Origin of the sequence: Rubritalea profundi (assembly GCF_002954445.1) — a bacterium.
Classification (GTDB): Bacteria; Verrucomicrobiota; Verrucomicrobiia; order Verrucomicrobiales; family Akkermansiaceae; genus Rubritalea; species Rubritalea profundi.
Genome location: NZ_MQWA01000001.1, coordinates 2,957,619 through 2,973,230, shown reverse-complemented (window position 1 = coordinate 2,973,230; position 15,612 = coordinate 2,957,619). Strand labels below are relative to the sequence as shown.

The window sequence follows — 15,612 nt, the reverse complement described above, 5'->3', positions numbered from 1 at the left end:
TCAAACAACGATAAACCGTATGACGAATTCACCATAGAACAACTAGCTGGAGACCTACTCCCCAACGCCACGCTAGAACAAAAAGTAGCGGCAGCTTACAATCGGATTGCTCAGATCTCTGCCGAAGGTGGCATTCAGGATAAAGAATACCTAAAGAAATACCAAGCGGAACGCGTCCGCACCACCAGTTCTGCCTGGCTTGGCTCCACCATGGCATGCTGCGAGTGCCACGACCACAAGTTCGATCCTTTCACCGCCAAAGACTTCTACTCCTTCGCCGCCTACTTCTCTGATATCCTTGAAAAAGGCGCCTACAACAGCCATGGCCACTACCAAGAAGATATTAAAAAATGGGCAGATCAAGGCATTGAATTCCCTAAATTAGGGCCACTTTATCGCCTCCCTAATGCTGAACAAAAAAAGAAACTCCAAGCGTTTGACCAGCAGATTTCTAACGCCAAAAAGTCCTTAGCTAAAGCCAACGACCCAGCCAAAACCAAAAAGCTAGAATCCCTACTAAGCGAGCGAGAGAAATTCAATAAATCCATCACCAACACTGTGCCAGCCACCATTTCAGCTAAGCCGCGCACCATCCGCGTACTCAACCGTGGAAACTGGCAAGACGAGACTGGTGAAATCGTGACGCCTAGCCCACCTCAGTTCTTAACTGGCGGAAAACGTATCGAGCACAAATCCCGGCTAGACCTCGCCAAATGGATCGTAAGCAAAGACAATCCACTCACAGCTCGCGTCTTTGTCAACCGCCTCTGGCAACGGTATTTCGGCATCGGACTTTCACGCAACACTGGTGATTTAGGACTCCAAGGAGAATTCCCTTCCCACCCAGAGCTGCTCGACCACCTAGCAATCAGCTTTATGGGTGACGGCTGGAAAATCAAACCACTAGTCCGAAAAATTGCTCTATCCGGCACCTACCAACAAGCCAGCACCCCCAATGCTAAGCTGCTGAAACTAGACCCGCACAACCGCCAACTAGCACGCCAGAGCCAACTCCGTCTCCCCGCCGAACTCATCCGCGACAACGCCCTAGCTGTTTCAGGACTACTCAACCCCAAAGTGGGAGGCCCAAGCGTGCGCCCGTATCAACCCGAGGCTACTACCGCCACCTCAACTTCCCTCGCAGAAAATACCAACCATCTGACAACAGTGACCAATACAGACGAGGCGTATACACCCACTGGCAACGCACATTCCTACACCCTATGTTGAAGAACTTCGGAGCTCCTTCTCGCCAAGAATGTACCACCGAAAGAACAGACTCTAACACTCCTCTGCAGTCTCTAAATCTCCTCAACGACCCCAGCTTTTTAGAAGCCGCCCGCGTCTTTGCTGAAAATCTCCTCAACAAAGGAGACACAAAAATCATCGAGCGAGCCTACCTCGCCTGCCTCAGCCGACCTCCCTCGGGTCGCGAAATGGAAGTGCTAGACACTTTTTACCAACAAGAGTTTGAGCGTTTCAGCAAAAACCCAAAAGCTGCCAAAGACTTCGTCAACGTTGGTGCTAGCCCAGTCGCAGCAGATCTAGATCCAGCAAAACTCGCAGCCACCACCTCAGTTGCCCGCGTGCTCTTCAACCTCCACGAGAGCATCACCCGCTATTAAGCCGCTCACTCACTTCATTTTCTATGTTCAATCAAACCACACGCCGTAGTTTTCTAGCCCAAGGACTCACAGGTCTGGGCTCAATAGCTCTCAACGACCTCTTCGGCAGCGAGTTCACCTTTGGCATTACCAGTTTCAAACCGAAAGTCAAACGCGTCATCTTCCTCAGTATGGCGGGCGGACCCTCTCACCTAGAAACCTTCGACTACAAACCGAAGCTGCGCGAAATGGATGGAAAAGCCATGCCAGAATCATTCACCAAAGGTGAACAACTAGCCCAACTCCAAGGCCGAGCTCTCAAGTGCATGGGGGCTCAGCACGACTTCTCCAAACACGGCGAAAGCCAAATGGAAATCTCCGATCTCTTCCCGAACATAGCAAAGCATGCTGACAACATCGCGCTGGTACGCTCTATGCACACAGAGCAAATCAACCACGACCCCGCGCACACTTTCATGAATACGGGATCAATCATCCCGGGCCGCCCCTCTATGGGATCATGGGTCCTCTACGGCCTCGGCAGCCAGAGCCAGAACCTACCCGGATTCGTAGTACTCACCAGTACTGGTGGTGGTCAGGGTCAACCGATTTCATCCAAACAATGGAGCAACGGCTTCCTCCCCGGCCACCTCCAAGGAGTCGAATTCCAATCGGCCGGAGACCCAGTCCATTACGTCAGCAACCCAAATGGCATCCAGTCAACTGACCAACGCAAACTGATCGACGCAGTAAACAAGCTCAATCAGATCAAGGCGCAACAGACAAACGACCGCGAAGTCGCTACCCGCATAGAACAATACGAGCTAGCTTTCAGAATGCAGGCCTCAGTCCCTGAACTCATGGACACCAAGGACGAATCACAGGAAACTCTCGACCTCTACGGCTGCAAGCCTGGTGACGGATCATTCGCGTCTAACTGTCTACTCGCCCGCCGCCTAGCCGAGCGCGGCACACGCTTCATCCAGCTCTACCACCGCGGTTGGGATCACCACGGCGGCATTAAAAAGAACATCGCAAAAACTGCAAAGATTGTCGATCAAGGCACCTCAGCATTACTCAGCGACCTCAAACGTCGCGGCATGCTCGATGAGACTCTCGTCATATGGGGTGGTGAATTTGGCCGTACGCCGATGGCTCAGGGAAGTGGTCGCGACCACCACATCAAAGCCTTCTCAGTATTTCTCGCTGGTGGTGGAATCAAAGGGGGAACCGTCCACGGTGAGACCGATGAACTAGGCTACGGAGTCGTCAAAGACCCAGTCTCAGTCCACGACTTGCATGCCACCATCCTCCACCTGCTTGGTCTCGAACACGAAAGCTTCACCTTCAAAGCCCAAGGGCTCGACCATAAACTCACGGGTGTAGAACCATCCAAAATCATCAGCCAAATCCTCTCTTAAGCTAGTTTATAGTCCTTGCCATTCTCTTAGCTAAAGACGTGCTGCTGAAAGGTGGGCTGCGTAAAACAACAGTAAGGGTCAACCTTCTAGCTGAATATCCTTTAAAAAGCACCGCGCCATCACTGGCCGGTGCTTTTTTGTGTAATCTACAATTTTCTACGTGAGTTCAGATACTCATCACTGGTTAGTCATTCAGTAAACCAAACAAATTTCGAATCTAAACGCCCTCATATAGGCTTGGATTAGCTCATATAGGTTACCCTGTTGCCTCCTTTGATTGCCATTGCAGCGCCAACACTGACAGTAGTATGACACTAGGAAAACTATCCCTAGAATCCATGAAAATTAGATACCTCACACTACTTCTGACAGTATGCCTCTCTCCTGTAATGGTAGCAGATTAAACCACGGAAGAAATGGATGCTGCTGTGAAAGCATATGAAAAAGGCGCCTATGGTGAAGCGACGTCATCACTCCAACAGGCTATTGTCTACGTAAACCAGAAGAAGTCCGAAACTCTAAAACCCTTCTTCCCCGATACTATTGGAAACTTAAAAGGAGAAAAATCAAAAGTCGATAACGCTCTCTACAATGCTGCTGGGACTATGTTACACCGCCAATACACCAATGGCAATGCACGCTGCCGAGTGCAGCTCGCTCTCGATAGCCCGCTCATGGCACAATTTGGCAGCTACATAAACAACCCACAAATGGCATCAGCCATGGGACTACAAACTCGACGAGTCAATGGTACCAAGCTCATGTTCAAAGAGAAAGACCAGTCCGTGATCATGATCTACAACAACAGGTTTTTCATCCAGATCAGCAACACGCGTAACCTCAATGAACAGCAAGTTCTTGAGGTACTCAAAGGACTTAATTTCGAAGTGCTCAAAAACTTCAAGTAAACCAATCTCCACGGAGCGCTCTATCCCCCCTAAAAAACTAGCATATTCGTGGTAGAAACTGTTTCTTCGTGCTGACTTGACTAATGCCACTGGTGGCACTCATCAAGTCGGGTCTGCAGCAATGCTGTGTCGAGCCCATGCAATCCTAGTACGAAAAAGCCCGTCATCGCTAGAAGCGATGACGGGCTGAATGATTTTCTAGAGGTTGTGCCAACTAGGCAGTCTCAGTAGTGACGATTGGCTCGCCAACTTCATCGACAGGCTCTTCAACAATTGGCTCAGGCTCTTCGACAGTGAACTCGAAACGTGAGCTCTTGTGTGTCTTGAATCCTGTACCAGCTGGGATGAGATGACCCATGATAACGTTTTCCTTGAAGCCTTGGAGCGTATCAATACGGCCAAGTGTTGCTGCTTCTGTAAGAACACGTGTGGTGTCCTGGAATGAAGCAGCTGAGATGAAGGAATCAGTCTCAAGGGATGCCTTAGTGATACCAAGAAGAACGGCTTCACCTTCAGCGGGCTTACCACCCTGAGCAACCACTGTGCGGTTTGCTCGATTGAAGGTTGTGCGGTCGATCTGGTCTCCCCAAAGGAAGTCAGTGTCACCGGTCTCGGTAATTTTCACCTTACGGAGCATTTGGCGAATGATGATTTCGATATGCTTATCGTTAATCTCAACACCTTGGACTCGGTAAACTTCCTGAACTTCGTTCACGAGGTGTTCCTGGAGTTCCTGTGCTCCACATGCTTCGAGTAGGTCTTCAGGAGCAACCGGGCCTTCAGTGATCTGATCACCAGCCTTGAGTAAATCTCCTTCAACAACGATCACGTGCTTACCCATAGGGACGAGGTGGTCAGCTGACTCACCAGACTCGATATTAGACACGATCACCTTCTTCTTACCCCGAACGTTAGGACCGAAGGAAACTTCACCGTCGATCTTAGAGATCGTACAAGCATCTTTCGGACGGCGAGCTTCGAAAAGCTCGGCGATACGAGGAAGACCACCAGTAATGTCCTTAGTCTTCTCAGCTTTACGCGGAGTACGAGCAAGCTGGACACCACCACTCACGATTGAACCTTCAGCCAATGATAGGTGAGCGCCGACTGGAATCGGGTAGGATGCAAGAACTTCGGAAGTTGCTTCGTCCACAATCACAACGGATGGGTGAAGATCTTCTTTGTGCTCAGTGACAACCATGCCTTTTTGGCCAGTTTCCTTATCAGTATCATTGACAACTGTAATGCCGATGATCATGTCGCGGAATTCAACCTTACCAGCTTTCTCTGTGAGAATCGGAACGTTGTATGGATCCCAAGTAACGAAGGCTTCACCCTTCTTCACTTTAGCTCCATCCTGTGTGGAGATAATAGAACCAATGATGAGCTTGTGCTCTTCAACTTCGAGGCCGCTCTTATCTTGGATAGAAACAGAACCTTTCTTGTTAAGTACAACCCAGTTACCATCTGCATCTTTTACTGTCTTTAGGTCTTTGTAGACAACAGTACCTGCAGCCTTTGACTTGATGATTGGTTGCTTGAATGAGGATGTAGCAACTCCACCAACGTGGAATGTACGCATTGTAAGCTGTGTACCCGGCTCACCAATTGACTGAGCAGCGATGATTCCGACTGCTTCGCCTTGATTTCCAATCACGCCTGAAGCGAGATTGAGACCGTAACAGTGAGCACAACATCCTTGCTCAGCTTCACAAGTGAGTACTGAACGAATCTTGAGATTCTGACGGCCGATATTCTCGACTGAAATTGACTGATCTTCATTAATGATGTCGTTGATCTTGACGACCACTTTACCTGAAATAGGATCTTTAACTTCTTCACATGATGTGCGTCCGTAGATACGCATTGGCAGCGTCGCTACTTCTTCATCACCGTCGAAGATTGGCCCTACAGTAATGCCATTGACAGTACCACAGTCGCTTTCGTTGATGATCACGTCCTGAGACACGTCGACGAGCTTACGAGTCATATAACCGGAGTCAGCAGTCTTAAGCGCTGTATCCGCAAGTCCCTTACGAGCTCCGTGAGTGGAGATGAAGTACTCAAGTACTGAAAGACCTTCACGGAAGTTCGAAGTAATTGGGCGTTCGATGATCTCACCAGATGGCTTAGCCATCAAACCACGCATACCTGCGAGCTGCTTAATCTGTGCTTTGTTACCACGAGCACCAGAGTCAACCATCATAAAGAGCGGATTCGGGAGTAGTTCTCCACGTTTGTGCTCCATCTGACGGTAAACCGCATTCGCGATGTTATCCGTAGCATGTGTCCAAATATCAACAACCTTCTGATAGCGCTCGTTATTCGTGATCACACCATTACGGTAAAGCTTCTCAACTTTATCAATCTCAGCGTAAGCATTCTTAAGTTCTGCACCCTTCATTTCAGGAATCACCATGTCGACAAGACCAATGGAAGTACCAGAGCGAGTCGCTTCTGCAAACCCGAGGGACTTGAGAGCATCAAGAGCTATAACTGTATCGTCCTTACCGACACACTGGTAACAACGCCAGATGACGTCACCGATCTGCTTCTTACCAACATTGAAGTTGATGAAGCCAACACCTGCAGGCCAGATCTCGTTGAAGCGCACACGACCAGGTGTGGTTACAATGATCTTGCTGTCCTTATCACCGTAAACTGTCTTCTTATCGAGGTCAGGGTTACGGAGGCGGATGAGAGTGTGGTAACTGAGCTTGCGTGATGCGATCGCGAACTCAACTTCAGTCGTGTTCTCGAAGAGTGGCATGTGCTTCTCCTTATCAGCTTCGATCTCTACTGCTGTACGAGTACGGCTGTAGGTGAGGTAGTAGTTACCAAGAATGATATCCTGAGAAGGAGTCGTAATCGGCTTACCGGATGAAGGAGAGAAGATGTTGTTAGTCGCTAGCAATAGCTGGCGACACTCAAGTTGCGCTTCAATTGAAAGCGGAACGTGAACAGCCATCTGGTCACCATCGAAGTCAGCGTTGTAGGCTGTACATACGAGTGGGTGCACACGGATCGCAGATCCCTCAATAAGCACAGGATCGAATGCCTGGATAGAGAGTCTGTGAAGAGTAGGCGCACGGTTCAACATCACAGGGTGACCCTTGGTCACTTCAGCTAGGATGTCCCAAACCTCTGTAGTCTTGCGGTCGATCATCTTCTTCGCTGAGCGCACGGTGTGACAGTAGCCAAGCTCTTTAAGACGGCGGATGATGAATGGCTCAAACAAGGTGAGTGCCATCTTCTTAGGAAGACCACACTGGTTAAGCTTGAGGTCAGGACCAACAACGATCACAGAACGACCGGAGTAATCTACTCGCTTACCGAGAAGGTTCTGACGGAAACGTCCACCCTTACCTTTAAGCATGTCTGAGAGCGACTTGAGCGCACGGTTACCCGCACCTGTCACTGCACGACCATGACGACCGTTGTCGAAGAGAGCATCCACAGCTTCTTGAAGCATGCGCTTCTCGTTGCGGATGATAACCTCTGGAGTCTTCAACTGGAGGAGGTTCATCAAGCGATTGTTACGGTTGATCACACGACGGTAGAGGTCGTTGAGGTCAGATGTAGCAAAACGACCACCTTCAAGTGGAACCAATGGACGAAGGTCCGGTGGTATCACTGGCAGCACACTCATGATCATCCACTCAGGACGAGTCTTAGATGTGAGGAAGCCTTGTGTAAGCTTGAGACGCTTAGAGAGCTTCTTCATTGTCTGCTTCGAACGCGTATTCTCCATGTCTTCCTGGAGCTTCTCAGTGAGCTCAGCAAGCTGAACCTGAGAAAGAAGGTCGCGGAGAGCTTCTGCACCCATGCCTGCGCGGAATGTTTCCTCGCCGTAGTCTTCTTCAGCATCGCGAAGCTCAAGCTCTGTGAGGAGCTGGCCACGCTCGAGAGGTGTATCACCAGGCTCGGTTACGATGAAGTCTTCGTAGTAGATAACACGCTCAAGGTGACGTGCTGACATATCGAGCATAAGGCCGATACGTGATGGCATACACTTGTAGAACCAGATGTGTGTTACTGGCACAGCAAGTTCGATGTGGCCCATACGCTCACGACGAACGCGAGAAAGAGTCACCTCAACACCACAGCGGTCACAGACAACGCCCTTGTGCTTGATTCGCTTGTACTTACCGCAAGCACACTCCCAGTCACGAGTAGGACCGAAGATGCGCTCACAGAAGAGACCGCCCTTTTCAGGTTTGAAAGTACGGTAGTTAATTGTTTCAGGATTTTTCACCTCACCTTTTGACCAACCGCGGATAGTTTCCGGGTTAGCAACAGTGATGGCTACGTGATCGAATGACTCTGGCTTTTTGTCGACTCCGAAAAGCTCGCGTAGATTTGTTTCAACACTCATATTATAAAGTAATTATAGGTATTCGTTAATTATTGTTAGGGATAAGCACCGCCCGAGAGCGGTGCATGTTTCGTGTTGATTACAGTGTGAGATCGTCGAGTGAGAAATCATCAGAACCGAAATCACCTGGAGAGCTGTCAGAGTCATCTTTCTTAAGTCCCCTACCAGGACGAACATCGAGACCGAGTGACATCATCTCCTTCATAAGAACATTGAACGATTCTGGGGTACCAGCTTCGAGGTTATTATCGCCTTTGACGATTGCCTCATAGATGCGTGTACGTCCTTGAACGTCGTCAGACTTCACTGTGAGCATTTCTTGGAGTGTGTAGGCAGCACCGTATGCTTCGAGTGCCCAAACTTCCATCTCACCGAATCGCTGACCACCGTACTGAGCTTTACCACCGAGTGGCTGCTGGGTAACGAGTGAGTATGGACCAACTGCACGTGCGTGAATCTTATCAGCCACAAGGTGACCTAGCTTCAGAATGTAGATTTGGCCCACCACGATTGGCTGGTGGAATGCTTCTCCAGTGCGTCCATCATAAAGAGTAGATTTACCACCGGTAGAACCGTCCTTGCCGTCACCAATCCATGTGGATCCTGGCTGCATTGGTTCTTCAGGGCGACGCAAACGCGCTTTACCTGATCCATCTCCGATCATTTTCATACCGTCGATCTTCTTGGCTTCACTCATGAAGTCCCAAATTGCGGCCTCAGGAATACCATCGAAAATAGGAGTAGCTACGTTGAACCCGAGCGCCTTGGCAGCGACACCGAGGTGAGTCTCAAGAACCTGTCCGACGTTCATACGAGATGGAACACCGAGCGGGTTGAGACAGATATCAACCGGAGTACCATCATGAAGGAATGGCATGTCTTCTTCAGGAACGACGATCGCGACAACACCTTTGTTACCGTGACGACCCGCCATCTTGTCACCTACAGAAAGCTTACGCTTTTTGGCAACATAGACTTTTACTTCCTTAATGACACCTGGATCGACTTCGTCACCAGATTCCATTTGGTCGAGACGACGCTCACGGTCGGTATCGAGTTCAGAGAATCGGCCTTCGAAGCTAGAAATGATTTCAAGGATCTTGTTACGGATCGGTGATGGATCGATTTCGATGTGATCATGGATCGCCGCGAGCTTACGGAGAAGCGTCTTAGTGATCTTGCGGTTTGCTGGGATGATGATTTCACCTGACTGTGCGTTGACAACGTCGAGTGGGATCTTTTCACCAAGAAGGATGTCAGAAAGCTTCTCAGTGAGCTGATCAGTGAGGCCATCTTTCTTCTTCTTGTAGTCGTCGTTGATCTTCTTCAGCTGCTTCTTCATTTCAGCAGAATCCATGTCACCACCCTTACGACGTGCGAGGCCGTGTGTGGAGATACGGATATCCTGAACGATACCGATAGTACCAGACGGTACACGGAGTGAAGTGTCTTTCACGTCAGCAGCCTTCTCACCGAAGATTGCGCGGAGAAGACGCTCTTCTGGAGCGAGTTCAGTTTCAGACTTAGGAGTGATCTTACCGACAAGAATGTCGCCAGGACCAACCTCAGCACCGATACGAACGATTCCGTCGTGGTCGAGGTTCTTAAGAGCCTCTTCACCTACGTTCGGGATGTCACGTGTGATCTCTTCAGGTCCGAGCTTAGTGTCGCGTGCTGCGCACTCGTACTCAGAAATGTGGATAGATGTGTAAACGTCTTCTTTAACAACACGCTCAGAGATGACGATAGCATCCTCAAAGTTGTATCCGTTCCAAGGCATGAATGCCACGAGAACGTTACGACCAAGAGCAAGCTCACCATTTTCAGTGTTCGGTCCGTCTGCGAGTACAGAACCAATCTTGACCTTATCACCACGGTGGACGATAGGCTTTTGGTTCATGCATGTTCCTGCGTTTGAGCGCATGAACTTACGAAGAGGGTAAACAAATACTCCTTTATCGAAGTCAGTAACAACGGATGCGTTATCAGAGAGGAATTGCTCGTCTGTCACAGGAAGTTCACCGTCTTTAGTAACAACGATAAGTTCACCTGTGGAAGCAGCAACAACACCTTCGGACTCGGAAGTTACCACAGCGCGGGAATCCTGCGCGGCTTTAGCTTCAAGACCAGTCCCTACGAATGGGGCTTCAGAGATAAGAAGTGGCACACCTTGACGTTGCATGTTTGAACCCATCAGAGCTCGGTTAGCATCGTCGTGCTCAAGGAATGGGATAAGACCTGCAGCAACTGAAACGAGCTGCTTAGGTGAAACGTCCATGTAGCTAACTTCAAGTGGGCTTACTTCGATGAACTCACCGCCGCTCTCACGAGCTGTGACTCGCTCATTGAGGAAATTGCCAGCCTTGTCGATTGGGTTGTTAGCCTGAGCAATCTTAGTTTCCTCCTCTTGGTCAGCGGTGAGGTACTCAATTTGCTTTGAAACCTTACCTTTAGTTACCTTGCGGTATGGTGTCTCAATGAAACCGAACTCGTTGATACGAGCATAGGTACACATTGAGTTAATAAGACCAATGTTTGGACCTTCCGGAGTCTCAATCGGACAAATACGACCATAGTGAGATGGATGCACGTCTCGAACTTCGAAACCTGCACGGTCACGGTTCAAACCACCAGGTCCAAGCGCGGAGAGACGACGCTTGTGCGTCAGCTCTGCAAGCGGATTAGTCTGGTCCATGAACTGGGAAAGCTGGGAACGACCAAAGAAGTCACGTACAACCGCTGAGAGAGCCTTAGGGTTGATGAGCTTCTGTGGTGTCATTCCTTCAATATTAACATCAAAGAGAGTCATACGCTCTTTCACGAGGCGCTCAGTACGAGCAAGACCTACACGGCACTGGTTCGCAAGAAGCTCACCTACTGCACGCACACGACGAGAACCAAGGTGATCGATATCATCGAGCACACCTTCACCTGTCTTCAGCTTAAGAATGTACTTAACTGCGTGAAGGAAGTCTTCACCAACCATGGTGCGCTCGTGGGAATCCACGTCGACACCAAGCTTCTGGTTGATCTTGTAGCGACCCACACGAGTGAGGTCATACTTCTTAGGATCAAAGAAAAGGCGCTTAAGGAGAGCCTTAGCGTTCGCAGCTGTTGGTGGATCACCTGGACGAAGCTTCTTGTAGATATCTTTAAGTGCGGACTCTTCATCGTGAGATGGGTCTTTCTTAAGAGACTTGAGAAGAATCTCGTCTTCGCGTGAATCAAGCACTTCAATCTTCTTGATACCGACAGCCATAAGCTGGCGAACAACACCGATTGAAAGTGGCTCGTAGCGCTTTGCCACAACAACTTCACCATCGAGGATGTCGTCAAATGGAACCATTGAGGATAGCTCCTCTTCGTCCATTTCTTCAGTAAGCTTGATTGACTTGATTGCGTAAAATTGCTCACAGAGTTCGCGGTTACTTGGGTAGCCAAGAGCACGAAGGAAAGTAGTAGCAAGGAACTTTCTTCTACGACGACGGCGATCGAGGTAAACGTAGAGAAGGTCGTTGGTGTCAAACTGAGTTTCAAGCCATGAACCGCGGTCAGGAATGATGCGGAAACTGAAAAGCTCTTTACCATTGAGGTGGAGAGATTTCTCGAAGCAGATACCTGGTGAACGATGCAGCTGGGAAACGATTACTCTCTCAGCTCCGTTTATCACAAATGTTCCACGGCGCGTCATCATTGGGAGTTCACCCATGTAGACACGCTCTTTCTTCGTTCCAGTTTCGTCCTTCAATTTGAAGGTAACATAGAGTGCAGCACTGAAGCTCTCTCCGGTTTGAAGCGCCTCGAGGGCGGTAGCCTTCGGGTCTTCGATATCATATGCATTGAAATCAAGCTCGATTGTTTCATCGTAACTTTTGATTGGGAAAACTTCCTGGAGTACGGCTTGCAAGCCGGTCTCTATGCGCTGCGTAGCAGGCACATCTTTTTGTAGGAAGTCCTCGTAGGACTTGGATTGAACTTCGATAAGGTTGGGTGGTTCGATAACCTCATCGATTGTTCCGAAGTAGCGTCTTTCGGCCATGGTAGAGTACTAGTGTTATTTAGGCGGTTAAAGCCCGATACCGTTTCCGATTCGAGCGAACTTGGTTTTAGGATGCTTTGTCTGTCATTGATTTGCAGCTGAAATTGCTTTCACCTACTCATCATTGACCAGAGCTCAAACTTTAAAATCCTTTAAAATCTGAGCCCCGATCAAGGAGGCGCAAAAAGGTGACTCCGTCAGAACGGAGCCACCTCGTAAGTAAATAGATCGAATTACTTGATTTCGACCTTTGCGCCAGCTTCTTCGAGAGTAGCTTTTGCAGCAGCGGCAGCGTCTTTGTCGACACCTTCGATGATTGCAACAGGGAAGCTTTCAACAAGCTTCTTAGCGTCTGCAAGACCGAGGCCAGATGCAATACCGCGAACGGCTTTGATCACTCCGATTTTGGATGCGCCCACTTCAACAAGCATAACTGAGAATTCAGTTTGCTCTTCAGCAGCTTCACCAGCACCTGCAGCAGGGCCAGCGGCAACAGCAGCAGCGGCGGAAACGCCCCATGCTACTTCGAGATTTTTAACGAGCTCTGCAGCTTCGATTACAGTAAGTTTGCCGAGTTCTTCAGCGATTTTTTCTAGGTCAGCCATATTTGTATATTTAGTTAGGTTTCGTCGCGCCCTGAGCATCAGGGGCATTTCAGTTCTCCAGACCGGAGGTCCGACGAGGAACCAAGGTTGGTTATCAAGTAGCGTAAGTTACCCTACGCCACTATCAGTTCAGATTGTTTATTCAGCAGACTCGTCAGCGGAGTCAGCGTCAGGATTGAATTTTGCGTTAAGCACACGAGCGATCTGTGTACCAGGCTCGTTGATGACTCCGAGGAGCATACTGAGAAGCGCATCGCGTGATGGAAGGCTGGAGAGCGTTGTAAGCTTAGCAGCATCGAGGGCGTCGCCGTCGAGGATACCTGCTTTGAATACGTCCTTCTTAGCCGCATCTTTAGCGAACTCTTTAACAGCACGAGCAGCAGCACACACGTCATTGTCACCAGTGATGAATGCGGTCTGGCCGATGAGATCAGAAGCAAGGTCAGGAAGACCCGCTTTTGTCAAAGCAGCACGCATGTAGGTGTTCTTAGCCACGTGACACTCAGCACCCGAATCACGAAGCTTGTCGCGAAGAAGTGAGAACTGAGGTACAGATGTACCAGTGTAGTCTACAACGATAACGAACGGAGATGCGTTCACTCGCTCGTAGAGTTCGTCGATGATGAAAGATTTATTAGGATTCATAATGATGGTTCCTTGGTTAAATTATACAGCTGGGGCGAACACGCTTGAGTCAAGCTTCACACCAGGATTCATTGAAGATGTAACAGTAACAGCTTTGATGAAGTTACCTTTAGCGGATGCTGGCTTACCCTTAACTAGGCTGTCTACGAGTGCCTGAGCATTCTCAACAAGTTTAGCATCATCGAATGAAGCTTTACCGATAGCAGCAGAAACGTTGGCGTTCTTATCGATCTTGTAATCGATACGACCAGCCTTCACTGCGTCGATTGCTTTTGCCGTGTCGTTTGTCACTGTGCCTGTCTTTGGGTTAGGCATAAGACCACGTGGTCCGAGAACTCGGGCAATCTTGCGGACTGAAGCCATTGCGTCTGGAGTTGCGATTGCTATGTCGAAGTCAGTGAAGCCATCTTGAACTTCTTTGATGAGATCATCCATACCGACCTTATCAGCACCTGCAGCTTCAGCTGCCTTTGCTGCATCGCCAGTAGCGAATACCACTACACGTACTTTCTTACCAGTACCGTGTGGGAGAGAAACTGAGCCACGCACCATCTGATCACTCTTACGCGGATCAACTCCGAGTGCGAATGAGAGTGTGACTGTGGAGTCGAACTTAGGAGCTGGAAACTTCTTGAGAAGAGTCACAGCTTCAACGAGGCTATAGGTCTTGGTGACATCCACCAATTCTGCAGCTTGATTGTAACGTTTACTACGCTTTGCCATTGTTTTAGTTATTTTTGCAGTACTTTCGAGGCGATTGCCTCTCCTGCGATTAATCCACCTAGACGTTAAACACACATAGGCGGGGAAAGGGGACTCGCAGATGGAGCCCCCTTTGTCAAGCACTTGCGTGCTTAAATTGTATATTTCAGTGAAAACTCACTCTATGAATGCCTAGTAGCCTTCAACAGTGATTCCCATCTGACGAGCAGTACCCGCGATGATATTTGCTGCTGCTTCAGGATCGTTGGCGTTGAGGTCAACCATCTTCTGTTCAACAACTGACATGAGCTGCGCCTTCGTGAGGTGAGCAACCTTGATCTTGTTTGGCTCACCAGAACCAGAAGCTATGCCTGCTGCCTTCTTAATAAGAACTGCTGCCGGTGGCTGCTTTGTGATGAATGTGAATGATGCATCCTTGTAAACTGTGATAACTACTGGAAGAAGATCACCCGCTTGCTTTTGTGTAGCAGCGTTGAAATCCTTACAGAAAGCCATGATATTTACGCCAGCCTGCCCGAGTGCTGGGCCTACTGGTGGAGATGGATTTGCTTGTCCAGCATTGATCTGGAGCTTGAGAACTTGTTTAATTTCCTTAGCCATAATTTGCTATAGGTTAGTAGTTAATGATTATTTGCGATGTGTTTGGCAGATGAGGACATCCCCCACTCTGCAATGCAGGACTTACTCGCCTTGTTCGACCTGCCAAAATTCAAGCTCAACCGGAGTAGAGCGACCAAAGATTGTGACTGCGACACGGATTTTCCCGCGCTCTACGTCAATCTCTTCAACAATACCATTCTGGCTCTGGAACGGGCCATCGTTAACCAAGACAGAGTCACCGACATCAAAGACAACTGCTGGACGAACGGACTCTTCGCACTCCTTGATCTGAGCCAACATAGCATCAACTTCACGTTGACGCATTGGAATTGGTCGGATTTTTGTGCCGGCGAAGCCGATCACACCGTCCATCTCCTTGATGAAGTACCATGTGTCTTCAACCAACTGATCGTCTTCAGTCAGGAGATACATGTTGATTAGGATATAGCCTGGGTAAAACTTCTTCTTGCGCTCAGTCTTTTTGCCTTTTTTAACCTCCGAGATAACCTCCGTAGGCATAAGAACCTCAAAGATTTTATCACCCATTTCTTCAGCCTCCACTTGACGCAAGATACGATTGCGCACGCGCATCTCCTGATTGGAGAGAACATGGACTACGTACCATTGGTTTTTAGCTGATGGAATTGTTGGCATCTGATTGTTTAGAATGAATATTTGGAAAATGATGGGAG

At 49.0% G+C, this 15,612-nt stretch carries 11 protein-coding genes; 4 read left to right on the top strand and 7 right to left on the bottom strand.

From position 1 onward, the window contains the following. From BSZ32_RS13120 to BSZ32_RS13105, 4 genes are all read left to right on the top strand, one after another. Window positions 1–1,230, top strand: a 1,230-nt coding sequence (locus BSZ32_RS13120; RefSeq protein WP_165788839.1) for a DUF1553 domain-containing protein, incomplete at its 5' end; no start/stop codon positions are given. Continuing rightward, complete coding sequence (locus BSZ32_RS13115; RefSeq protein WP_105043829.1) at window positions 1,224–1,625, top strand: DUF1553 domain-containing protein; 402 nt, start codon at window positions 1,224–1,226, stop codon at window positions 1,623–1,625. The genes BSZ32_RS13120 and BSZ32_RS13115, both read left to right, overlap by 7 nt. A gap of 23 nt (window positions 1,626–1,648) precedes the next feature. Then, entirely contained in the window at window positions 1,649–3,025 is a 1,377-nt protein-coding gene (locus tag BSZ32_RS13110; protein ID WP_105043828.1) for a DUF1501 domain-containing protein, read from the top strand. Window positions 3,026–3,441: 416 nt separating this feature from the next. After that, complete coding sequence (locus BSZ32_RS13105) at window positions 3,442–3,933, top strand: hypothetical protein (protein ID WP_105043827.1); 492 nt, start codon at window positions 3,442–3,444, stop codon at window positions 3,931–3,933. A gap of 214 nt (window positions 3,934–4,147) precedes the next feature. Here BSZ32_RS13105 and rpoC read toward each other — a convergent pair whose 3' ends face one another. From rpoC to nusG, 7 genes are all read right to left on the bottom strand, one after another. After that, on the bottom strand, window positions 4,148–8,308 hold the full coding sequence (gene rpoC, locus BSZ32_RS13100; RefSeq protein WP_105043826.1) for a DNA-directed RNA polymerase subunit beta': 4,161 nt from the start codon (window positions 8,306–8,308) through the stop codon (window positions 4,148–4,150). Between the two features lie 79 nt (window positions 8,309–8,387). After that, window positions 8,388–12,347, bottom strand: coding sequence for a DNA-directed RNA polymerase subunit beta (gene rpoB, locus BSZ32_RS13095; RefSeq protein WP_105043825.1), 3,960 nt, complete (start codon window positions 12,345–12,347; stop codon window positions 8,388–8,390). 233 nt (window positions 12,348–12,580) lie between these two features. Beyond that, the gene (gene rplL / locus BSZ32_RS13090; RefSeq protein ID WP_105043824.1) at window positions 12,581–12,952 is read right to left on the bottom strand and encodes a 50S ribosomal protein L7/L12; all 372 of its coding nucleotides are present in this window, start codon (window positions 12,950–12,952) and stop codon (window positions 12,581–12,583) included. Between the two features lie 138 nt (window positions 12,953–13,090). After that, window positions 13,091–13,597 (bottom strand): 50S ribosomal protein L10, encoded by a 507-nt coding sequence (gene rplJ / locus BSZ32_RS13085; protein ID WP_105043823.1) that lies wholly within the window; start codon window positions 13,595–13,597, stop codon window positions 13,091–13,093. A gap of 21 nt (window positions 13,598–13,618) precedes the next feature. Beyond that, complete coding sequence (rplA, locus tag BSZ32_RS13080) at window positions 13,619–14,320, bottom strand: 50S ribosomal protein L1 (protein ID WP_105043822.1); 702 nt, start codon at window positions 14,318–14,320, stop codon at window positions 13,619–13,621. A gap of 171 nt (window positions 14,321–14,491) precedes the next feature. Next, window positions 14,492–14,920, bottom strand: coding sequence for a 50S ribosomal protein L11 (gene rplK / locus BSZ32_RS13075; protein WP_105043821.1), 429 nt, complete (start codon window positions 14,918–14,920; stop codon window positions 14,492–14,494). Window positions 14,921–15,001: 81 nt separating this feature from the next. After that, window positions 15,002–15,574: a transcription termination/antitermination protein NusG gene (gene nusG, locus BSZ32_RS13070; protein ID WP_105043820.1), complete on the bottom strand. Its 573-nt coding sequence runs from the start codon at window positions 15,572–15,574 to the stop codon at window positions 15,002–15,004. Window positions 15,575–15,612 lie beyond the last annotated feature (38 nt).

Bases quoted from the DNA above. Each gene is read 5' to 3' on its own strand.
- rplL (WP_105043824.1), bottom strand. From the start codon at position 12,952: ATGGCTGACCTAGAAAAAATCGCTGAAGAACTCGGCAAACTTACTGTA.
- rplJ (WP_105043823.1), bottom strand. From the start codon at position 13,597: ATGAATCCTAATAAATCTTTCATCATCGACGAACTCTACGAGCGAGTG.
- rplA (WP_105043822.1), bottom strand. From the start codon at position 14,320: ATGGCAAAGCGTAGTAAACGTTACAATCAAGCTGCAGAATTGGTGGAT.
- rpoC (WP_105043826.1), bottom strand. From the start codon at position 8,308: ATGAGTGTTGAAACAAATCTACGCGAGCTTTTCGGAGTCGACAAAAAG.
- BSZ32_RS13115 (WP_105043829.1), top strand. From the start codon at position 1,224: ATGTTGAAGAACTTCGGAGCTCCTTCTCGCCAAGAATGTACCACCGAA.
- rpoB (WP_105043825.1), bottom strand. From the start codon at position 12,347: ATGGCCGAAAGACGCTACTTCGGAACAATCGATGAGGTTATCGAACCA.
- BSZ32_RS13110 (WP_105043828.1), top strand. From the start codon at position 1,649: ATGTTCAATCAAACCACACGCCGTAGTTTTCTAGCCCAAGGACTCACA.
- rplK (WP_105043821.1), bottom strand. From the start codon at position 14,920: ATGGCTAAGGAAATTAAACAAGTTCTCAAGCTCCAGATCAATGCTGGA.
- nusG (WP_105043820.1), bottom strand. From the start codon at position 15,574: ATGCCAACAATTCCATCAGCTAAAAACCAATGGTACGTAGTCCATGTT.
- BSZ32_RS13105 (WP_105043827.1), top strand. From the start codon at position 3,442: ATGGATGCTGCTGTGAAAGCATATGAAAAAGGCGCCTATGGTGAAGCG.